We start from the raw sequence: 19478 nt of genomic DNA on the forward strand, positions 1-19478 counted from the left end.
GCAGCGGGCGAAGCCGTCATTTTAGCCTGTACGGCCCTCGCGTATCCTGCGGACACGACGCCAGCGACCGTGCCAGCCGAGTCATTCCCCCTCCTGGAGCCGAATCGATGCGCAAGACCCACGACGCGAATGCGTTCCGTACCGAACACGACAGCATGGGCGAGCTGCAGGTCCCCGCCGACGCCCTGTGGGGCGCGCAGACCCAGCGCGCGGTGCAGAACTTCCCGATCTCCGGCCGCCCGATGCCGCGCGGTTTCATCAGGGCGCTGGGCCTGGTCAAGGCCGCGGCCGCCGAGGTCAACGCGGGCCTGGGCCTGCTGCCGGAGAAGACCGGCAAGGCGATCCGCGCCGCCGCGCTCGAAGTCGCCGACGGCAAGCACGACGCCCATTTCCCGGTCGACATCTACCAGACCGGGTCCGGCACCTCGTCGAACATGAATGCCAACGAGGTCATCGCGACGCTGGCCTCGACCGCCTCGCGCAAGGTCCACCCGAACGACCACGTCAATCTCGGCCAGAGTTCGAACGACGTGGTGCCGACGGCGATCCGGGTCTCTGCGCAGCTCGCCGTCGTCGAAGATCTGCTGCCGGCGCTCAAGCATCTGCGCCGCACGATCGACAAGCGCGGCAAGGCGCTGGGCAAGGTGGTCAAGACCGGCCGCACACATCTGATGGATGCGATGCCGCTGACCTTCGCGCAGGAATTCGGCGCGTGGTCGTCTCAGATCGCCTCGGCCGAAGCGCGCCTGAGCGATGCGCTCAAGCGCCTGCGCCGGCTGCCGATCGGCGGTACCGCGATCGGCACCGGCATCAACGCGCATCCGCAGTTCGGCAAGAAGGTCTCGCGGGCGCTGTCCACGCTGACCCGCACCAGCTTCGATTCGGCCGAGGACAAGTTCGAGGGCATCGCGACCCAGGACGACACGGTCGAACTGTCCGGTCAGCTCAATGCGCTGGCGGTCGCGCTGATCAAGATCGCCAACGATCTGCGCTGGATGAACTCCGGGCCGCTCGGCGGTCTGGGCGAAATCGAGCTGCCGGCGCTGCAGCCGGGCAGTTCGATCATGCCGGGCAAGGTCAATCCGGTGATTCCCGAGGCGACGGTCATGGTCGCTGCGCAGGTGATGGGGCACCACACCGCGATCACCGTCGCCGGGCAGACCGGCAACTTCCAGCTCAATGTCGCGCTGCCGCTGATCGCGGCCAACCTGCTGGAATCGATCCAGCTGCTGTCCAATGTCACCCGTCTGCTGGCCGACGACGCGATCGCCGGCCTCCAGGTGCGCCGCGACAATGTCGACGCCGCACTCGCGCGCAACCCGATCCTGGTCACCGCGCTCAACCCGATCATCGGCTACGAAAAGGCCGCGGCGATCGCCAAGCGCGCGTACAAGGAAAACCGGCCGGTCATGGAGATCGCGCAGGAGGACAGCGGCCTCTCGGATGCGGACCTGCGGACGCTGCTCGATCCCGCGGAACTGACCAGGGGCGGCATCCATGAAGGCGCCAGCGGCGGCGGTTGATTCAGTGAGTGGACTATAAAAAACCGGCCATTGGCCGGTTTTTTTGTCTCGATGCAGCTGGCGTCGGGGGGCAGCGTCAGTTCGACACCGGCGCCACCGCGGCATCCGCTTCTGCGGCTTCATCGTCGCGGTGGACCACGGTGTCCTTGCGGCAATCCTCGACGTCGGTCGCGTCCATCGTGGCGTAGGGCTGGAAGGCCGGCAGCGCGGCCGCGAGGGCCTGTTGCGAGGCGAGCAGCGGGGGCAGGTTGTCGCACAGCTTGTCGGCTTCGGCTTCGATCTTGGCGCCCTCGGCTTCCATGCGCTTTTCGAAGTCGGCGGACTGGCCCGACAGCGCGCTGGCGATCGCGCCCTTCGCGGCTTCGGCGCCGAGCTGGGCGCCCTGGATGCCGATCGTGATGCCGGCCTCGGCGATCGAGATGATGTTGGCGCGATGCGCCAGCAGCAGTTCGCGTTGCGCGGCGTCGATCTCGACAGTCTTGCCATCGACCAGAAAGTCGCCGGCCGGGCTGATCTCGGCCTTGGGCAGGCTGGACGTGCGGGTATCGTCGCCGCCGAAGCGGAAGCCGTTGATGTTCAGTCCGCCGCCACCGCTGCCGCCGACGCTGATGTTCTTCTCGACCAGATCCTGGCGCGCCGTTTCCAGCGCGCGGCGGGTGGTGCGGGCGACGAAGCCTTCGTCGGCCGGCGCCGTGGTGGCGTCGCCGCTCGCGGGGGCGTCGTGGGCTTCGTCACGCCCACAGGCGGTCAGCATGCCCGCACAGGCAAGCAACAGGGCCAGGGGCAGGGCGCGGGACGGGAGGGTCTTCATGGTCGGACTCCGGGTCTGTCTCTGTAAGAGGGTCAACGTTTGCGCGGCACGCTGACGGTGCCGCGCACATCGCGGTGCGAGACCTCGCCGCTGCCCTTGGCAGCCACTTCGAGATCGCCGCCGATGCCGCGGGCATCGACGTCACCCGAGCCGATCGAGCCGACATGCACACTGCCCTGCACGTCGCGCAGATCGATGTCGCCCGAGCCCAGGCTGCCGATCCGCACGTCGCCACGCGCGCCTTCGAGCTTGAAGTCGCCCGAGCCGACGCTGCCGACTTCGACCGGACCGCGTACGCCGCGTGCTTCGACATCCCCCGAACCGATCGACAGCACCTTGAGGCTGCCGGCATCGTCGACGGTGACATCGCCCGAGCCGACCTTCGCGGTGGCACGCCCGGTGATGCGGCGCAGTTCGGCGTCGCCGGAGCCGACATCGGCGCTCGCGGCCGAGACGCCGGTGACCCAGGCATCGCCGGATCCCACGACCGCCTGCACCAGCACATGCGCCGGCACCTGGCCGGACAGGTCCAGATAGGCGTAGTTGTTGGCGAACAGGCCCGACCCGGTGCTGGTTTCACGGCGCAGGCGCACCGTCAGCGTGTCGCCGGATTTCGTCTGCTCCAGCACCATCCGCTGCAACAGGCCGTCGGACGATGCGCAGGCGCGGCCGCGCAGGGTGGCGTCGGGCTGTTCGGCGCCATCGATGCGCAGCTTGTTGTTGGCGATCTCGAAACGGACCGTGCGCACGCCATCGAGCTGCAGTGCGAGTTCGTGCGGCTTGCTGTACCGGCATTGCGGCGTGTCCTGCGCCTGCGCTGCCAGCGGCAGCGCACAGGCGGCCGCAAGGGCGAGGGCGATCAGGGCAGTACGGGGCTGGCGGGACGTCATGTCTGGAACTCCTGTCGAAAGCGGCGCCAGCGAGGGCGCGGGAATGCACATGGTCGAACGCGTCGGCGCGCAGGTCACCGGGTGGCGAATTCCTGACGCACGTCCTGCCTGCAGCGTTCGGCGTCCTGCGGCGTCAGACGTGCGTACGGGCGGAACGCGGGCAGATCGGCGGCCAGCTGCTGCTGCGCATCGCGCAGCGCCGGCATGCGATCGCAGATCCGGAGCACGCCGGGCCCAACGGTGGCCTGCACGCGCCGCTCGATGCGGCGTTCCAGACTGCCGGTCATGGCCGAGACCATCAGCGACACGACGCCGCGGTCGACCGCATCCATCGCGGCCAGCGCGGTGACCTCGCCGATGTCGATGCCTTCTCTGGCGATCTCGATCACCCTGCCGCGGTAGTCGAGCAGTTGACGCCGCTGCGCTGCATGGATGGCGACGGCTTCGCCTTCGATCAGGAAATCGCCCTGCGGGGTGATCTCCGCCTTCGGCAGGTCCTTGTCGGCGCCTGCCTGCCCGCGCTTGTCACGGTCGAATCCGACGCTGTTGCCGACATCGAGATTGCCGGTCTCGAGTTCGGCGCGGGCCTGGGCGAGATCGGTCCGGATCTCCAGGCGCGCGGCGTCGAGATCGCGGCGGATCTCGCTGCGGATGCTGTCGTCCTGCGGCGGCGCGGACCATGCGACCAGAGGCAGACAGAGGGCAAGGGCGAACACGGCAACGACGGCAGGCTTCATGTGCGGATCTCCGGATGCGGAACGGTCAGCCTTCTTCGCGCCAGCGACGCAGGCGGATGGCGAGCAGGATCATCAGCACGCCGGCGATGATGCCGACCCACATCGACGGGCTGTTGAAGTTGGAATACACACCGTCGAGACGCAGCAGGTGGGTCATCTCGTCTCCGCCCGCCGAGGCGCGCTGGATGTCGGCGCCGGTCAGCGGGACAGTACCCAGCAGCATCCGTGCGATGACGTTGGTCCACAGCCAGTGGCGCTCGACGCCCAGCAACTGCAGCAGGCCGGTCATGGAGCTGGCCAAGCCCACCGCCAGCGGAATCAGCACCGCCCACAGGAAGGGCTTGCTGCGCGCCCAGGCCGAACACAGCATCAGCCACCCCACGGTCGGCAGTGCCCAGAGGGCGTAGACCGGAATCGCCGCCAGCAACTGGCCGGCCAGCAGGAACGCGCTGCCGTTGCCCCACAGCAGCGGCAGCGGATTGGCACCGTGCGCGGCGGCGGCCACGCTGATCGCGACCAGGAACAGCAGCATCGTCACGATGGCCATCGCGGTGGCGACCAGCGGAATCACGAGGGTCGCGGTGACCACCTTCGACAGCACAGTCGCGGAATCGGAAATCGGCAGCGACTTCCAGAACAGCACGCTGCGGTCCTTGCGATCGTCGTACAGCGCGCCGAGGCAGTAGAAGAACGCGACGAAGATCATCACCAGGAACGGCCAGCTCGCCGCCATGAACAGCGTGAGGTAGAGACCGTCGGACAGCTGGCGCATGTCCTCGCTGGTGAGCTGGGCGACCAGCGTGCCGAGGTCCAGGCCGTTCACGGTGACGCCGTTGTGCTCGATCGTGTTGCCTTCCGCCACCGAGCGGTGGGCGAAGAAGATCGCCACGACCAGCAGGCCCACCGACAGCAGCAGCGAAATCGCGCCAGCGATCGCCGGTGCCCAGAAGATCCCGCCCTTGTGCTCCCAGTACTCGCGGCGCAGCAACAGGCGGAAGGTGCTGGTGGCATGCGGCCTGGCGGCCGTGCGCGCGGGGGCGGGCATGTCGAAACGTTCGGCAGGCGCGTTCATGCGTAGGCTCCTTTCATGGTGGCCACGAACAGGTCGGCCAGGCCCGGGGTGCGGGTTTCGCCGTAGGTCGACAGAGTGGAAACGGGCACGTTGTCGAACAGCATCACGGTCTTGCCGAAGGGCAGGGCGCGTTCGTCGATCGGGCGGTGGGCGCGGGCGGCGTCGAGCTGGTCGGCATTGACCAGCACTTCGACGAAACGCTCGCCGACATCGTCCATCGGTGCGTCCAGCACGATCTTGCCGTTCTGGATGAAGAGCACGTCGGTGAGGATGTGCTCGATCTCCTCGACCTGGTGCGTGGTGACGATGATCGTCTTCTGCTCGTCGAAGTAGTCCTCCAGCAGACGCTGGTAGAACTGCTTGCGATAGAGGATATCGAGGCCGAGCGTGGGCTCGTCGAGCACCAGCAGCTTGGCGTCGATCGCCATCACCAGGGCCAGATGCAGCTGCACGATCATGCCCTTCGACATTTCGCGCACGCGCTGCTTCGGTGTGAGCTTGGTGTTCGCCAGGAAACGCTCGCAGCGTGCCCGGTCGAAGCGGGGATGCACGCCCTCGACGAAGTCGATCGCTTCGCGCACGCGCATCCAGCGCGGCAGCACCGCGACGTCGGCGATGAAGCAGACATCGTTCATCAGCGCGTTGCGCTCGGTGCGCGGATCGCGTCCCAGCACCGACAGGTCGCCCTCGAAGCGGATCAGGCCCAGCAACGCCTTCAGCGCCGTGGTCTTGCCGGCGCCGTTGGGGCCGATCAGGCCGACGATGCGGCCGGCGGGGATGCTGAAACTCGCACCATCCAGCGCGCGAGCGCCCTTGTAGGTCTTGCCGAGGTTCCGGGCTGCGATCACCGGGACCGGGTCGAGGACGGCGTTCATGGGTTGGCTCCGTTGCCGATGGATTGCAGCAGGTCCCGGGCCGACAGCCCCAGGCGTTCGATCCGTTCCAGCACCAGCGGCCACTCGTCCTGCAGGAAGCGCTCGCGTTCGCTGGTGCGCAGCTTCTTGGAGGCTTCCTCGGTGACGAACATGCCCAGGCCGCGACGCTTTTCGACGAGCGCCTCGTCGGCCAGTTCCTGGTAGGCGCGGGAGACGGTGATGGGGTTGAGCTGGTAGTCGGCCGCCACCTGGCGCACCGAGGGCAGCGCATCGCCAGGCTTGAGGACGCCGTCGAGCATCATCGCGATGACCCGTTCCTTCAGCTGGCGGTAGATGGGAGCGCCGTCGCTCCATTCGATATTGGCCATGGCCTCAGCTCCTTCCACCCGTGCCCCGCGCGAACGAGAAGTACGGCATGGCGATGGCACTGCGCGCGCGCTTGCTGCGGCTGCGCGGCGGCGTGGCGGGGGCGGTGTCGACGGACGTCGGACCGGACTGCGGGCGGGCATCGCCCGACACCTTCATCGTCCGGGCCGGGGCGGTCTCCATACCGGTGGGGTCGGCGGACGCGGCCGGCCAGGCGACCAGCAGACCGAGCACCAGCGTGGCGGTCGAAGCGGTGCATGCGAAGATCGAGGTATGGAGCTTGCGGTTCATGGGACCGTCCTGCTCTGGTGGGTAGGTGTTGTAGGCAACTATAACACCACATCAGGGCGTGTCAACTCGAAGTATTCCGTTGTTTACCCAACTGATGGCAGGGGGCCTGCCGGAGCGCTGTCATGCGTCGAGTCCTTCCTTTGCAGCTGTTGATCGCCGGTCTGACCGTCGCGGTCGCCGGCATCGCCATGTCCCAGGCAGCGGCGCCCGCCGCTGGCGCGGTTGAAGCGACCGCATCTTCGAACGTGCGGGTCGTCGATCATCGCTATCGCCCGCTGGCCGGGCGCGAGGCGGTGGATCTGGCGCAGACCTATGGCGGCGATGTATTGCTGATCGTCAATACCGCCAGCAAGTGCGGCTTCACGCCGCAGTTCGAGGGGCTCGAAGCCCTGCATGCGCGCTATCGCAGCCGTGGATTCGCGGTGCTCGGCTTTCCGTCCGGCGACTTCAAGGAACAGGAATTCGAGGACGAGCAGGCGATCCAGGAGTTCTGCACGCTGACCTATGGCGTGCAGTTCCCGATGTTCGAGAAGGTCCACGTGGTCGGCGACGCGGCCACGCCGCTGTACCGGCAACTGCGCGAGGCCACCGGTCAGGCGCCGCAATGGAACTTCCACAAGTATCTGGTGGGCCGGGACGGGCGGGTGCTGGCGCAGTGGGGCAGCCGGACCGCGCCGGACGATCCGGACATCGTCGCCGCGATCGACCGCGCGCTGGCTGCGCCGCGCCCGCGACCTGCCGGGCGCTGAAGCCGTCCTGACCCGTTGGGGCCGGCGATTGCCCACCGCGGTCATCGCCGCGACAATAGCCGGCTGCATCAGTCCGGATCGTCCGGGCAGGAGACGTTGCGGATGTTGACCCTGTTTCGCGCCGGTGTGCTGGCGTTGCTGATCGTGGCCGCTGCGCCGGCCGTCGCTGCCGAGCCCGCGGGCGATCGTGCGAAGACGAGTTATGTGGTGGGACTGGACGTGGCCGGCTCGCTGGGCCAGATCGGCGCGGATCTCGATCTCGCCACGTTCGAACGCGCCATCGTCGCGACGCTGGCCGGCACGCCGCCCACGCTGTCGGATACCGATCGCCAGCAGATCGGCCTCGCGCTCGGCCAGCGGGCCGCCGCCCGCAGTGGCCGTCCGGTGCCCGGTCTGCCGCCGGGCAGCGAGCCGCCTTCGGTGGATCCGGCGAAGGCCGGCACCCTGGTCGGCACCGACATCGGACGTTCGCTGGCGCCGCTGAAAGGCGAGATCGACATCGCGCCGCTGATGCGTGCGGTGCGCGAGGTGCTGAACGATGCGCCGCGCACGATGGACGCTGCCGAGATCGAAGCGGTGCGCCAGGCGATGGTGACCCGTGCGCAGACGCGCGCGGCCGGTGCGGCCCAGGCCAATCGCGAAGCCGGCATGGCGTTCCTCGCCGGCAACCGGGGCAAGCCGGGCGTGTTCGCGACCGCGTCGGGCATCCAGTACCAGATCGAGCGTCAGGGCCAGGGCCCGCGTCCGCGCGCCACCGACCGGGTCCGGGTGCACTACCGCGGCACGCTGCTCGACGGCACCGAGTTCGACAGCTCCTACGCGCGCAACGCGCCGGCCGTGTTCGGACTCGGCGAAGTGATCGCCGGCTGGACCGAGGGCCTGCAGCTGATGCCGATCGGCGGCAAGTACCGCTTCTGGATTCCCGGCGATCTGGCCTACGGCCCGCGCGGCAGTCCGCCGAACATTCCGCCCAATTCCACGCTGGTCTTCGACGTCGAACTGATCGACATCCTCTGACCGCACGCCTCCGCGCACGCGGAGGCACCCAGTCCCAGACTCTCTTTTCACATCACACGACCCCTTACGGAGCTGTCCCAGATGAAGACCACCACGCGTTTCGCAATTGCCGGCCTGGCCGCCGCCCTGCCGCTGGCGATGATCGCCTGCAAGCCGATCGACAAGGAGACCGGCAAGCCGGTCGAGACCGCCGCCGCCACCGACGCTGCCGCGGGCACCGACATCGCCGGCCTCAAGGGCGAGCGCGAGCAGATCAGCTACATCATCGGCAACCAGATGGGCGAGCAGCTCAAGCAGATCAAGGACGAACTGGACGTCAAGACGCTGCAGCGCGCCATCGCCGAAACGCTGGACGACAAGGCGATCGAGATCAGCGACGAGCAGGCCATGGGCGTGATGCAGGCCTTTGGCGAGCGCATGCAGGCCAAGCAGCTGGCCGAGGCGGAAGAGAAGGGCCGGACGAACGTGGCCGAAGCCGAGAAGTTCTTCGCCGAGAACGCCGGCAAGACCGGCGTGCAGACGACAGCCTCGGGCCTGCAGTACCGCGTGGTCACCGAAGGCACCGGCCCGAAGCCGGGTCCGGAAGACACCGTGCGCGTGCACTACAAGGGCACGCTGCTCAACGGCGAGACCTTCGACAGCTCCTACGATCGCGGTGAGCCGGCGCAGTTCGCGCTCAACCAGGTCGTCCCGGGCTGGCAGGAAGGTCTGCAGCTGATGCCGGTCGGCAGCAAGTTCGAGCTGTGGATCCCGTCGAACCTCGGCTACGGCGAGATGGGCTCCGGCCCGATCGGTCCGAACCAGGCGCTGGCGTTCGAGGTCGAGCTGCAGGAGATCGTGGCCAACTGAGTCCCGGTTCGCCGCGCCGTCACCGGCGCGGCGGCACCTGGTCCGACCTGACATGACGCAAGACGATTCCATCACCGGGCTGGACGCGCGGGTGACCGAACTGGAGACGCGCCTCGCGTTCCAGGAAGAGACCATCGCCCAGCTCAACGACGCGCTGAGCCAGGCCCGCCTTGAACTCGGCGCGCAGACCGGTCTGTTGCGCCGGGTCATGGACGACCTGCGCCAGGCCCGCACCGTGCAGTTCCCCGATCCGTCGGACGAGCCGCCGCCCCCGCATTACTGAGGTCGACAGCGATGACCGATTCCCTCCGCGACCAGCTGCTCGGCCTCGGATTCAAGGCGCCGGCGCCCGCCGCGCCCAAGCCCCGGCGCGACGAGCGTCGTCCGCGGCCCGACGACCGTCGCGGTCCACGGCCTGCCGGCCGTGCCGCCGATGGCAAGGGCGGCGCGCCGCGTGGCGACAACGCCGCGCGTCCGCAGCCCCGCAACAGTGGCGCCGCACGCACGGACGGCAAGCCGCGTCCGAACGATCGCCGCGGTGCGCCGCAGGGCAAGCGCCCGTCGCGCGAGGACATCGATCTCGGCAAGGCCTACGCCATCCGCGCCCAGCGCGAGAAGGATGAGCGCATCGAAGCCGAGCGCGTGAAGCAGGAAGAGGCCCGCTTGCGCCGGGAGGCGCGCGCGAAGCTCGAAGTCTTCATGCAGGACAAGGCGCTCAACCGGCCCGAGGCCGACATCGCCCGGCATTTCGAGTACGGCGGCAAGATCAAGCGCATCCATGTCGACGCCGACCAGCTCAAGGCGCTCAATGCCGGCGAGCTGGGTGTGGTGCAGGTCAACGGGCGCTATCTGCTGGTCACCACCGCGGTACTGGACGAGGCCGGCAGCATCTTTCCGCAGGGCGTCGCGCTGCGGGTCGATCCGGCGGCGCCTGCCGGTGACGATCCCTACAGCGATCCGAAGTACCAGGTGCCGGACGACCTAGTGTGGTGACACGCGCGCTGGCAGGTCTGGTCGCGGCATCGGGCCTCGTCTGGGCGGGCGGCGCGTCGGCGGCCGAGCCCTTCGAATTCGACCGGCCGGGCATCGGCTTTTCCACCTCCGTGCTGGCACCGGGCGAATTCGCCTGGGAGCAGGGGCTTCCCGACGTCGAACGCGACACGGCGGACGGCGTCCGCACGACCACGCAGACCTTCGGCAGCCTGCTGCGCATCGGCCTGGGCGCTTCGCTGGAGCTGCAGCTGGCCGGCGAGCCGCACGTGCGGATGGCGGCCCGCTCAGGCGATGCCCGCACGCGCGTCAATGGCGCGGGCGATACCCGCGTCGGCCTGAAATGGGCGTTGCCGGCATCGGGTGAGCTGGAGTGGGCGCTGCTGGCCCAGTACGGCCTGCGGACCGGTTCGCAGGACCTGCGGCCCGAACGGCACGCCCGCAGCCTGGCGGCAACGGTCGGCGGCGAGACGGCCGGCGGTCGCGGCTATGCGGTGTTCGCCGGCTACGCGCAGGACGATGCCGGCAGCGGCTGGCAGCTCTCGCCCAGCCTGACGTTGTTCGAAGGCGACACGCTGAGCACCTACATCGAAGCTGCGGTCGGATCCGGCGCTGCCGAAGGTGTGGTCGCGGGCGGTGGTCTGACCTGGCAGCCGCGCGACAGCGTGCAGCTCGATGTCTCGGTGCTGCGCGGGCTGGATGACGCGGCTGCCGACTGGGCAGGGGGCATCGGCATCTCGGTCGGCTTCCGCTGATGCCCACGCCGGGAACTGCCGGCGACGTCTCTGTTTCGAAAACGCCGCGTGACCGGCTGGTCTTCTCGCACGCCAACGGCTTTCCGGCGGCGACCTATGGGCGGGTGCTGGCGCCGCTACGGCAGCGCTTCGACGTCTCGCATGTGGACGCGTTCGGCCATGCGCCGCAGTATCCGGTCTCGCGTGGCTGGCCCGGCCTTGCGCAGCAACTGCTCGACCATATCGGCGGCACGCCGGATGGTCAGCCGCTGTGGCTGGTGGGGCATTCGCTCGGCGGCTATCTGAGCCTGCTCGCCGCCGCGCAGCTGGGCGACCGTGTCACCGGCGTGGTGCTGCTCGATTCCCCGCTGATCGGCGGCGTCACCGCGCAGCTGATCAAGCTTGCACGCCGGGCCGCGCTCGACCGGCACCTGATGCCGCTGCAGCAGACCCTGCAGCGGCGCACGCAGTGGTCCGATATCGAAGCGGTGCGGGCGCATTTCGCGGCCAAGCCGGCGTTCGCGCGTTGGGATGCGCAGGTGCTGTCGGATTACGCATCGGCCGCCACGGTGCCCGACACGCTGGGCCGCCGCCTGCTGTTCGATCGCGAGATCGAACACCGCATCTACGCCACCTTGCCCACCCGCAGCGTGCACCTGGCGGCGCAGCGGGTCAGCGCGCCGGTCGGCTTCATCGCCGGCCGGCAATCCCGCGAAGTGCGGCAGATCGGACTGCGTGCGACACGCGCGATCGTCGGCGCGCGCCTGGCCTGGATCGACGGCAGCCATCTCTATCCGATGGAGCGTCCCGACGACACCGCGGCGTCGATTCTCGGAATGATCGAGGCCCTGCGCGCCCGGACTGGCGAACGCCGCGCCGCGGTCTGAGCATCGCGACCGGCCGGGCCGCGTGTGCGGCCCGGCTCTGTCCCGATCAGTCGATCGCGTAGTCGGCGACCGGTCCCGCCACCTGGCGGCCGGCCTGCCACACCGCTTCGATGCTGCGCGTATTGCGGATATCCGTCAGCGGATCGGCCGACAGCACCACGAAATCGGCGCGGCGTCCGGGCTGCAGCAGGCCGCGGTCCTCGAGCTTCAGCAGACGCGCCGAGTCACGTGTGGCGACGGTCAGTGCCTGTTGCGGCGTGTAGCCGGCCTGCTGCATCAGTTCCAGTTCGCGGTGTTCGGCGAAACCGGCCACGCGATGCGGCAACGCGCCCGCGTCGGTGCCGAAGCCGATCAGCACGCCGGCCTCGCGCAGCGTGTCGAGATTGCGCAGGTTCATCGCCACCGCATCGCGTGCGCGCTGGGTCGCCGGATCGGCCAGCTTGGTGGCGCGCCAGTCGGCATCCGACCACTGGCTGACCACGGCGGCCGGCAGCGCGTTGCGCAGGAATGGCGTGTCCAGCCACTCGGGATGTTCGGCATAGATGTAGTTGGCTTCGTCGATCTGCAGCGTGGCGATGTAGCCGGTGCCGGCTTCGCGCATCGCCGTCGCCAGGGCGGCCTCCACCGGCTGGTCGCGCACGCCGTGGGCGATGATGTCGATGCCGCTGGCGACCAGATCCTCGGTCGGGGCGAGATCGTGGATGTGCGCGGCGACCAGCAATTCGCGGCTGTGCGCTTCCTCGATCGCCGCCCGGTAGACCTCGGACGTCATCGCTGGTGCCTTGCCGCCCAGGTCGTCGACCCAGAGCTTGATCACGTCGACGCCGGCGTCCGCCTGGGTGCGCACCGCGGCACGCGCGGTCTCCGCGTCGGTCGGGCGTGCCACCGGATCATTCGCCAGCCCCATGTTGGCTGCGGGCGGCGCGCCGTCCGGCGTGCCGATGCCTGCGCCGGCGCCGAACAGCTGCGCGCCGAGGGCCGCGTCGGCCGCGACCTCGCGGCGGATTTCCGGAAACGCGTTGCCGTTCATGCCCAGCGAGACCAGCGTGGTCACGCCGTAGGCCTGGAACTGGCGCAGGTCGCGGACCACGATGTCCCGCGTGTAGAAACGGTCGCCGTGTTCGGTGCCCTCGGTGTTGCCGACGTGCGCATGCGCGTTGACGAGGCCGGGAATGATGTGGCGACCGGCGTAGTCGATGCGCTCGGCGTCGTCGGGCAGTGCGTCGGAGCCGGGGTCCTCGATGCGCTCGATCAGGCCGTCGCGGATGACCAGCGCGACCTGTCCCAGATCGCGTTCGCCGTCGAATACACGCGCGTTGTCGATGACGAACACGCCAGCTTCTCCGCCGGGTGCGGTCGCGGTGTCCGGCGCTGCGGTGCCGGTGTCGGTACCGCCGCAGGCGGCGAGGCAGGTGGCGGCGGCGAGCGCGGCGAGGGGGCCGAATCGGCGAAGCATGCGGTGTCCTTGAAGAGCGATCAGGACGCGACACCTTACCGTCCCCCGGGTCGCGAGCATGTGTCCGCCGCCAGCGGACTCAGTCGGGGTCGTAATCCAGGTTCGAGGCCAGCCAGCGTTCGACCTGCGACAGCGGCACGTTCTTGCGCTTCGCGTAGTCCTGCGCCTGTTCCTTGGAGACGCGGCCGACGACGAAGTACTGGCTCTTCGGATGACTGAAGTAGTAGCCCGACACCGCTGCGGTCGGCAGCATCGCGAAGCTTTCGGTCAGCGTCATGCTGGTGTGCGCGGTCGCATCCAGCAGTTCGAACAAGCGGCTCTTCTCGCTGTGTTCCGGACACGCCGGATAGCCGGGCGCCGGGCGGATGCCGCGGTACTTCTCGGCGATCAGCGCATCGTTGTCGAGGCGTTCGTCGGTCGCATAGCCCCAGTAGTCGGTGCGCACGCGCTGGTGCAGCCGCTCGGCCAGCGCTTCGGCCAGACGATCGGCCAGCGCCTTGAGCAGGATCGCGTTGTAGTCGTCGTGTGCGGCTTCGAAACGGGCGACGTGCGGATCGATGCCGATGCCGGCGGTCACCGCGAACGCGCCGATCCAGTCGTCGACGCCGCTGTCCTTCGGCGCGATGAAATCGGCGAGACAGAAGTCCGGGCGTTCGACCGGCTTGTCGACCTGCTGGCGCAGGAAGTGCAAGGTGGCCTCGCCGTCGGCGTGCTGCAGCACCACGTCGTCGCCGACGCTGTTGGCAGGCCACAGGCCGAACACCGCCTTCGCGGTCAGCCATTTCTCGTCGACGATCCTGCGCAGCATCGTCTGCGCATCGTTGAACAGTTCGCTGGCCTGCGGGCCGACGACTTCGTCGGTCAGGATCGCCGGGTATTTGCCGAACAGCTCCCAGGCGTTGAAGAACGGCGTCCAGTCGATGATGCCGACCAGATCGTCCAGCGGATAGTCGTCGAAGACGTGCACGCCGGGCTTGTTCGGCGTCGGCGGCGTGTAGTGGCCCCAGTCGCCGTCGAAGCGCTGCGCGCGGGCCTTGGTCAGCGACACCAGCCGCTTCGCGTCGCCGCGGTTGGCGTGGCGCTGGCGGATCTCGGCGTAGTCGGCGTCGTTGGCGGCGACGAAGGCGCCACGCAATTCCGGGCTGATCAACGACTGCACCACGCCGACCGCGCGCGATGCGTCCTTGACCCACACGGTGGGCGATGCATAGTGCGGCGCGATCTTCAGCGCGGTGTGCGCGCGCGACGTGGTGGCGCCGCCGATCAGCAGCGGCAGCTCGAATCCCTGCCGCTTCATCTCGCGGGCGACGTGGCTCATTTCCTCGAGCGACGGGGTGATCAGGCCCGACAGGCCGATGACATCCGCCTGCACTTCGCGCGCCTTGTCGAGGATGGTCTGGGTCGGCACCATCACGCCCAGGTCGACGACCTCGAAGTTGTTGCAGGCCAGCACCACGCCGACGATGTTCTTGCCGATGTCGTGCACGTCGCCCTTGACCGTCGCCATCAGCACGCGGCCGTTGTTCTTGCCGCTATCGCCGGTGCGCGCCTTCTCGGCCTCGATGTAGGGCAGCAGATAGGCCACGGACTTCTTCATCACGCGCGCGGACTTGACCACCTGCGGCAGGAACATCTTGCCGGCGCCGAACAGGTCGCCGACGACGTTCATGCCGGCCATCAACGGCCCTTCGATGACTTCGAGCGGACGCGAGAAGGACTGGCGCGCCTCCTCGGTGTCTTCGACGACGTACTGGTCGATGCCGTGCACCAGGGCGTGGGTGAGCCGCTGCTGCACCGGCGCATCGCGCCAGGCCAGGTTCTCAACCTTGGCCGCGCCTTTTTTTCCCTTGTAGCGTTCGGCCAGCTCCAGCAGGCGCTCGGTGGCGTCGCTGCGCCGGTTGAGCACGACGTCCTCGACGCAGTCGCGCAGTTCCGGATCGAGGTCGTCGACGATCGGCATCGCGCCGGCGTTGACGATGCCCATGTCCATGCCGGCCTTGATCGCGTGGAACAGGAACACCGCGTGGATCGCCTGGCGCACGACCTCGTTGCCGCGGAACGAGAACGACACGTTGGAGACCCCGCCCGAGACATGGCAGTGCGGCAGCGTCGCTTTGATCTCGCGCGTGGCCTCGATGAAGTCGACCGCGTAGTTGTCGTGCTCGGGAATGCCGGTCGCGATCGCGAAGATGTTGGGGTCGAAGACGATGTCCTCGGGTGGAAACCCGACGACTTCGGTCAGCAGCGTGTAGGCGCGCGTGCAGATTTCGACCTTGCGCGCCTTCGTGTCGGCCTGGCCGACCTCGTCGAAGGCCATGACCACGACCGCGGCGCCGTAGCGCAGCACCTTGCGCGCCTGTTCGAGGAACGCGGCTTCGCCCTCCTTGAGCGAGATCGAATTGACGACGCCCTTGCCCTGCAGGCATTTCAGGCCGGCTTCGATGACGGTCCACTTCGAGGAGTCGACCATCACCGGAATGCGCGCGATGTCGGGCTCGGCGGCGATCAGGTTGAGGAAGGTCGTCATCGCATGCTCGGAATCGAGCATGCCCTCGTCCATGTTGACGTCGAGAATCTGCGCGCCGCCTTCGACCTGCTGGCGTGCGACCTCGACGGCTTCGGGGTAGCGGTTGTCCTTGATCAGTTTGCGGAACGCTGCCGAGCCGGTGACGTTGGTGCGTTCGCCGATATTGACGAACAGCAACTCGGGCGTGATCACCAGCGGCTCGAGGCCGGACAGGCGGGTATGGCGGGGGCGGGTCATGCGGCGACATCCAGCGTCGCGGGCGGTCGACGCGGCGCCACGTCGGCGACCGCCCCGGCGATCGCCCGGATGTGATCGGGCGAGGTGCCGCAGCAGCCGCCGACGATGTTGAGCAGTCCGGCGCTCGCGAACTCGCGCAGCACCTCGGCCATGTCCTCGGGTGTCTCGTCGTAGCCGCCGAACGCATTCGGCAGGCCGGCGTTCGGATGGCAAGACACGTAGGTCTGCGCGATCTGCGACAGGGTCTCGACGTGCGGACGCAGGTCCTTGGCGCCGAGCGCGCAGTTGAGGCCCACCGCATGCGGACGCGCGTGCTGCAGCGAGTACCAGAAGGCCTCGGCGGTCTGGCCCGACAGCGTGCGGCCCGAGGCATCGGTGATCGTGCCGGAGATCATCACCGGCAGGCGTCCGCCGCGGTCGTCGAACACGGTCTCGATCGCGTACAGGGCCGCCTTGGCGTTGAGCGTGTCGAACACCGTCTCGACCATCAGGATGTCGGCGCCGCCGTCGATCAGGCCGTGCGCGGCGTCGCGGTAGATCGACACCAGTTCGTCGAAGGTCACGGCGCGGTAGCCGGGGTCGTTGACGTCCGGGCTGATCGACGCGGTGCGGCTGGTCGGCCCGAGAATGCCGGCGACGAAGCGCGGACGGTCGGGCGTCAGCGCCTCGGCCGCGTCACAGGCCGCGCGCGCCAGCGCCGCACCGTCGCGGTTGAGTTCGTGCACCAGGTGCTGCAGGTGATAGTCGGCCAGCGAGACGGTGGTCGAGTTGAAGGTATTGGTCTCGACGATGTCCGCGCCGGCGGCGAGGTAATCGGCGTGGATGCCCTGGATGATGTCGGGCCGCGTCAGCGTCAACAGATCGTTGTTGCCGCGCTGGTCATGGCTTTCGCAGCCGCAGCCGGCGCCATGGGCGTGGCCTTCGGCAGCGTACAGCGCGTCGTAGCCATGGGCGAAACGCGTGCCGCGGTAGTCGGCCTCGGTCAGTTCGAAGCGCTGGATCATCGTGCCCATCGCGCCGTCGAGCACGAGGATGCGATTGGCCAGCGCGGCGTCGAGCGCCGCGACGCGTTCGGGGTGCAACCAGGTGGTCATGGCTTTCTCGCGATGATCGAGATCACCTGGAAATGCGGCGGACGCTTCTCGCGGGTCACGGTTTCGGCGCTGTGGATCTCCAGCCCGGCCTTGGTGACGAAGCGGCGCAGCTCCTTGTCCGGGAAGCCGAGGTTCGCGTGACCGTAGGCCTGCACCGCGGTTTCGTGACCGTGGCGATCGAGGCTCGACAGCAGCAGACGACCGCCGGGCCGCAGCACGCGCGCGGCCTCGGTGACCGCCTGCGCGGGCTTGGTCGCATAGGTCAGCGCGTGCATCAGCACCACCAGATCGAAGCTGTCGTCATCGAAGGGCAGGGCGTGCATGTCGCCCTCGCGCACCTCGACGTTGGCGAAGCGCTTCAGGCGCTCGGTCGAGGCGGCGACCACGCGCCGGCTCGCATCGAGGCACACATAGCGGTGCGCATGCGGCGCCAGCAATTCGGCCAGCACGCCATCGCCGGAGGCGATGTCGAGGACGTCGCCGGTTTCCAGCAGCGGCAGCGCGGAACGCGCCAGGGCTTCCCAGGTGCGGCCGGGCGAATAATGCCGCTCCATGTCGCCGGCGACGGTATCGGCCCAGTTCTGGTCGGCCGCGCGCATCGCCAGCACGCCGGGGATGCGTTCGGCGTCCTGGCGCAGCAGCGGGTCGTCGCTGCCGGTGCTCAGTGCCTGCCACAGGGCGCGCTGGGCCGGATCGAGCGCGGCATCGTCGAAACGGTAGTAGGCGGACACGCCGGCGCGGCGGTCGCGCACGAGGCTGGCTTCCTTCAAACGTGCCAGATGCGTCGACACCCGGGGCTGGGCGAGCCGTGTGATCGACGACAGTTCGGCGACCGTCAGTTCCTCGACCTCGAGCAGCGCCAGCAGGCGCACGCGGGTCGGATCGGCCAGGGTTTTGAGGCGGGCCGACCAGGCTTCGAGGTCCATGCATATCTCCGTATCGCGATACAGAGATGATTGTCCGTGGCCGGGGCGTCTGCGGTCAAGGCGGGCGCGGTGCTGCAGCGTCGCGCCTCACATGCCGGCTGCGCTTCAGAGGCGCCGCTGGGCCGCATTATGCTGCGCTGCGCCATCGTTTGAACGTATGTGTACAGGCGATCGTCGCTACAATTGCCGGATTGTCTACGACAGGAGTGGCGGCGCCGTGGAGTTCGGTTTCAGCGAAGAACAGTTGATGATCCAGGACATCGCGCGACGGATCGCGCAGGAAAAGATCGCGCCCAGCGCGGAACACCACGATCGGACCGGTGAATTCCCGCTCGAGAACATGCGCCTGCTGGGCGAAAACGGGCTGATGGGCATCGAAGTGCCCGACGAGTACGGCGGCGCCGGCATGGACCCGATCTCCTACGTGCTGGCGATGGTCGAAGTCGCCGCGGCCGATGCCGCGCACTCGACCATCATGTCGGTCAACAACTCGCTGTTCTGCAACGGCATCCTGACCCACGGCACCGAAGACCAGAAGCAGACCTACGTGCGTGCGATCGCCGAAGGTCGCGAGATCGGCGCGTTCGCGCTGACCGAGCCGCAGTCCGGATCCGACGCGACGGCGATGAAGTGCCGCGCGGTGAAGCAGGCCGACGGCAGCTACGTGATCAACGGCAAGAAGAGCTGGATCACCTCCGGCCCGGTTGCCAAGTATTTCGTGCTGTTCGCGATGACCGACCCCGACAAGGGCGCGCGCGGCATCACCGCGTTCATGGTCGACGGCAGCCGTGATGGCTTCCTGCGCGGCAAGACCGAACCCAAGCTCGGCATCCGCGCCTCGGCGACCTGCGAGATCGAGTTCGAGGACTATGTGGCCCGCGCCGAAGACGTGCTGGGCGAGGAAGGCCAGGGCTTCAAGATCGCGATGGGCGTGCTCGACGCCGGCCGCATCGGCATCGCCTCCCAGGCCATCGGCATCGCCCGCGCCGCGTACGAGGCGACGATCGCCTACGTCAAGGAGCGCAAGGCCTTCGGTGCGCCGATCGGCACGTTCCAGATGACCCAGGCCAAGATCGCCGACATGAAGTGCAAGCTGGATGCGGCCCTGCTGCTGACGCTGCGCGCAGCCTGGCTCAAGGGCGAGGGCAAGCGCTTCAGCAACGAAGCGGCGATCGCCAAGCTCACCGCTTCCGAGGCGGCGATGTGGATCACCCACCAGGCGCTGCAGATCCACGGCGGCATGGGCTATTCCAAGGAAATGCCGATCGAGCGCTATTTCCGCGACGCCAAGATCACCGAAATCTACGAGGGCACCAGCGAGATCCAGCGCCTGGTCATCGCCCGCAACGAAACCGGACTGCGCTGAGCCACGCATGCGTCTCGCGCCCCGCGCCAGTCTCGTGCGTTGCCGTCGTCCGCGCCGCCCCCGTGGCCGCGCGGCGGCGTC

Annotated in this window: 20 protein-coding genes; 9 read left to right on the forward strand and 11 right to left on the reverse strand. The window is 68.5% G+C overall.

Translation table 11 applies throughout. The annotated features are described in order from the left end of the window. Positions 1-107: 107 nt before the first annotated feature. Complete coding sequence (locus AC3A5K_RS01380) at positions 108-1523, forward strand: class II fumarate hydratase (protein WP_487615721.1); 1416 nt, start codon at positions 108-110, stop codon at positions 1521-1523. 76 nt (positions 1524-1599) lie between these two features. On the opposite strand, the gene AC3A5K_RS01385 is transcribed toward AC3A5K_RS01380, so the two are convergent. The 7 genes from AC3A5K_RS01385 to AC3A5K_RS01415 all read right to left on the reverse strand — a co-directional run bounded on the left by AC3A5K_RS01385 (position 1600) and on the right by AC3A5K_RS01415 (position 6565). Next, positions 1600-2334: a hypothetical protein gene (locus tag AC3A5K_RS01385; RefSeq protein ID WP_487615722.1), complete on the reverse strand. Its 735-nt coding sequence runs from the start codon at positions 2332-2334 to the stop codon at positions 1600-1602. Positions 2335-2366: 32 nt separating this feature from the next. Further along, positions 2367-3224 carry a DUF4097 family beta strand repeat-containing protein gene (locus AC3A5K_RS01390; protein WP_487615723.1) on the reverse strand — a complete coding sequence of 286 codons (858 nt, stop codon included), beginning with the start codon at positions 3222-3224 and terminating at the stop codon, positions 2367-2369. A gap of 74 nt (positions 3225-3298) precedes the next feature. Next, a complete protein-coding gene (locus tag AC3A5K_RS01395) occupies positions 3299-3961 on the reverse strand; it encodes a hypothetical protein (protein ID WP_487615724.1) in 663 nt (220 codons plus the stop codon). Positions 3962-3986: 25 nt separating this feature from the next. Then, a complete protein-coding gene (locus AC3A5K_RS01400; RefSeq protein WP_487615725.1) occupies positions 3987-5033 on the reverse strand; it encodes a hypothetical protein in 1047 nt (348 codons plus the stop codon). Continuing rightward, a complete protein-coding gene (locus AC3A5K_RS01405) occupies positions 5030-5908 on the reverse strand; it encodes an ABC transporter ATP-binding protein (RefSeq protein WP_487615726.1) in 879 nt (292 codons plus the stop codon). Before AC3A5K_RS01405 ends, AC3A5K_RS01400 begins: the two co-directional genes overlap by 4 nt. Beyond that, on the reverse strand, positions 5905-6276 hold the full coding sequence (locus AC3A5K_RS01410) for a GntR family transcriptional regulator (RefSeq protein ID WP_487615727.1): 372 nt from the start codon (positions 6274-6276) through the stop codon (positions 5905-5907). The genes AC3A5K_RS01405 and AC3A5K_RS01410 overlap by 4 nt, the downstream gene beginning before the upstream one ends. A 4-nt stretch (positions 6277-6280) precedes the next feature. Then, positions 6281-6565 (reverse strand): hypothetical protein, encoded by a 285-nt coding sequence (locus tag AC3A5K_RS01415; protein ID WP_487615728.1) that lies wholly within the window; start codon positions 6563-6565, stop codon positions 6281-6283. A 188-nt stretch (positions 6566-6753) separates the two neighbouring features. On the opposite strand from AC3A5K_RS01415, the gene AC3A5K_RS01420 reads away from it, so the two are divergent. The 7 genes from AC3A5K_RS01420 to AC3A5K_RS01450 all read left to right on the forward strand — a co-directional run bounded on the left by AC3A5K_RS01420 (position 6754) and on the right by AC3A5K_RS01450 (position 11791). After that, a complete protein-coding gene (locus tag AC3A5K_RS01420) occupies positions 6754-7314 on the forward strand; it encodes a glutathione peroxidase (RefSeq protein ID WP_487616289.1) in 561 nt (186 codons plus the stop codon). A gap of 102 nt (positions 7315-7416) precedes the next feature. Continuing rightward, complete coding sequence (locus AC3A5K_RS01425) at positions 7417-8331, forward strand: FKBP-type peptidyl-prolyl cis-trans isomerase (protein WP_487615729.1); 915 nt, start codon at positions 7417-7419, stop codon at positions 8329-8331. Between the two features lie 81 nt (positions 8332-8412). Continuing rightward, positions 8413-9180 (forward strand): BamJ family beta-barrel-assembly machinery protein, encoded by a 768-nt coding sequence (gene bamJ / locus AC3A5K_RS01430; RefSeq protein WP_487615730.1) that lies wholly within the window; start codon positions 8413-8415, stop codon positions 9178-9180. 52 nt (positions 9181-9232) lie between these two features. Continuing rightward, positions 9233-9463: a SlyX family protein gene (locus AC3A5K_RS01435; protein WP_487615731.1), complete on the forward strand. Its 231-nt coding sequence runs from the start codon at positions 9233-9235 to the stop codon at positions 9461-9463. An 11-nt stretch (positions 9464-9474) separates the two neighbouring features. Then, positions 9475-10173: a DUF2058 domain-containing protein gene (locus AC3A5K_RS01440; RefSeq protein WP_487615732.1), complete on the forward strand. Its 699-nt coding sequence runs from the start codon at positions 9475-9477 to the stop codon at positions 10171-10173. After that, complete coding sequence (locus tag AC3A5K_RS01445; RefSeq protein ID WP_487615733.1) at positions 10170-10925, forward strand: transporter; 756 nt, start codon at positions 10170-10172, stop codon at positions 10923-10925. The genes AC3A5K_RS01440 and AC3A5K_RS01445 overlap by 4 nt, the downstream gene beginning before the upstream one ends. Continuing rightward, positions 10925-11791, forward strand: coding sequence for an alpha/beta fold hydrolase (locus tag AC3A5K_RS01450; protein WP_487615734.1), 867 nt, complete (start codon positions 10925-10927; stop codon positions 11789-11791). The genes AC3A5K_RS01445 and AC3A5K_RS01450 overlap by 1 nt, the downstream gene beginning before the upstream one ends. Positions 11792-11837: 46 nt before the next feature. Here AC3A5K_RS01450 and AC3A5K_RS01455 read toward each other — a convergent pair whose 3' ends face one another. From AC3A5K_RS01455 to AC3A5K_RS01470, 4 genes are all read right to left on the reverse strand, one after another. Further along, the gene (locus tag AC3A5K_RS01455) at positions 11838-13247 is read right to left on the reverse strand and encodes an amidohydrolase family protein (protein ID WP_487615735.1); all 1410 of its coding nucleotides are present in this window, start codon (positions 13245-13247) and stop codon (positions 11838-11840) included. Positions 13248-13326: 79 nt separating this feature from the next. Continuing rightward, a complete protein-coding gene (metH, locus tag AC3A5K_RS01460; protein ID WP_487615736.1) occupies positions 13327-16011 on the reverse strand; it encodes a methionine synthase in 2685 nt (894 codons plus the stop codon). Then, the gene (locus tag AC3A5K_RS01465; RefSeq protein WP_487615737.1) at positions 16008-17105 is read right to left on the reverse strand and encodes a homocysteine S-methyltransferase family protein; all 1098 of its coding nucleotides are present in this window, start codon (positions 17103-17105) and stop codon (positions 16008-16010) included. Before AC3A5K_RS01465 ends, metH begins: the two co-directional genes overlap by 4 nt. Beyond that, the gene (locus tag AC3A5K_RS01470) at positions 17102-18031 is read right to left on the reverse strand and encodes an ArsR/SmtB family transcription factor (protein WP_487615738.1); all 930 of its coding nucleotides are present in this window, start codon (positions 18029-18031) and stop codon (positions 17102-17104) included. The genes AC3A5K_RS01465 and AC3A5K_RS01470 overlap by 4 nt, the downstream gene beginning before the upstream one ends. A gap of 157 nt (positions 18032-18188) precedes the next feature. Here AC3A5K_RS01470 and AC3A5K_RS01475 point away from each other — a divergent pair, with 157 nt between their 5' ends. Beyond that, on the forward strand, positions 18189-19397 hold the full coding sequence (locus tag AC3A5K_RS01475) for an acyl-CoA dehydrogenase family protein (RefSeq protein ID WP_487615739.1): 1209 nt from the start codon (positions 18189-18191) through the stop codon (positions 19395-19397). The last annotated feature ends 81 nt before the right edge of the window (positions 19398-19478 follow it).

The sequence above is a fragment of the Luteimonas sp. Soil_C_5 genome (genome assembly GCF_057656615.1).

Bases quoted from the DNA above. Each gene is read 5' to 3' on its own strand.
- AC3A5K_RS01380 (WP_487615721.1), top strand. From the start codon at position 108: ATGCGCAAGACCCACGACGCGAATGCGTTCCGTACCGAACACGACAGC.
- AC3A5K_RS01385 (WP_487615722.1), bottom strand. From the start codon at position 2,334: ATGAAGACCCTCCCGTCCCGCGCCCTGCCCCTGGCCCTGTTGCTTGCC.
- AC3A5K_RS01390 (WP_487615723.1), bottom strand. From the start codon at position 3,224: ATGACGTCCCGCCAGCCCCGTACTGCCCTGATCGCCCTCGCCCTTGCG.
- AC3A5K_RS01395 (WP_487615724.1), bottom strand. From the start codon at position 3,961: ATGAAGCCTGCCGTCGTTGCCGTGTTCGCCCTTGCCCTCTGTCTGCCT.
- AC3A5K_RS01400 (WP_487615725.1), bottom strand. From the start codon at position 5,033: ATGAACGCGCCTGCCGAACGTTTCGACATGCCCGCCCCCGCGCGCACG.
- AC3A5K_RS01405 (WP_487615726.1), bottom strand. From the start codon at position 5,908: ATGAACGCCGTCCTCGACCCGGTCCCGGTGATCGCAGCCCGGAACCTC.
- AC3A5K_RS01410 (WP_487615727.1), bottom strand. From the start codon at position 6,276: ATGGCCAATATCGAATGGAGCGACGGCGCTCCCATCTACCGCCAGCTG.
- AC3A5K_RS01415 (WP_487615728.1), bottom strand. From the start codon at position 6,565: ATGAACCGCAAGCTCCATACCTCGATCTTCGCATGCACCGCTTCGACC.
- AC3A5K_RS01420 (WP_487616289.1), top strand. From the start codon at position 6,754: ATGTCCCAGGCAGCGGCGCCCGCCGCTGGCGCGGTTGAAGCGACCGCA.
- AC3A5K_RS01425 (WP_487615729.1), top strand. From the start codon at position 7,417: ATGTTGACCCTGTTTCGCGCCGGTGTGCTGGCGTTGCTGATCGTGGCC.
- bamJ (WP_487615730.1), top strand. From the start codon at position 8,413: ATGAAGACCACCACGCGTTTCGCAATTGCCGGCCTGGCCGCCGCCCTG.
- AC3A5K_RS01435 (WP_487615731.1), top strand. From the start codon at position 9,233: ATGACGCAAGACGATTCCATCACCGGGCTGGACGCGCGGGTGACCGAA.
- AC3A5K_RS01440 (WP_487615732.1), top strand. From the start codon at position 9,475: ATGACCGATTCCCTCCGCGACCAGCTGCTCGGCCTCGGATTCAAGGCG.
- AC3A5K_RS01450 (WP_487615734.1), top strand. From the start codon at position 10,925: ATGCCCACGCCGGGAACTGCCGGCGACGTCTCTGTTTCGAAAACGCCG.
- AC3A5K_RS01455 (WP_487615735.1), bottom strand. From the start codon at position 13,247: ATGCTTCGCCGATTCGGCCCCCTCGCCGCGCTCGCCGCCGCCACCTGC.
- metH (WP_487615736.1), bottom strand. From the start codon at position 16,011: ATGACCCGCCCCCGCCATACCCGCCTGTCCGGCCTCGAGCCGCTGGTG.
- AC3A5K_RS01465 (WP_487615737.1), bottom strand. From the start codon at position 17,105: ATGACCACCTGGTTGCACCCCGAACGCGTCGCGGCGCTCGACGCCGCG.
- AC3A5K_RS01470 (WP_487615738.1), bottom strand. From the start codon at position 18,031: ATGGACCTCGAAGCCTGGTCGGCCCGCCTCAAAACCCTGGCCGATCCG.
- AC3A5K_RS01475 (WP_487615739.1), top strand. From the start codon at position 18,189: ATGTGTACAGGCGATCGTCGCTACAATTGCCGGATTGTCTACGACAGG.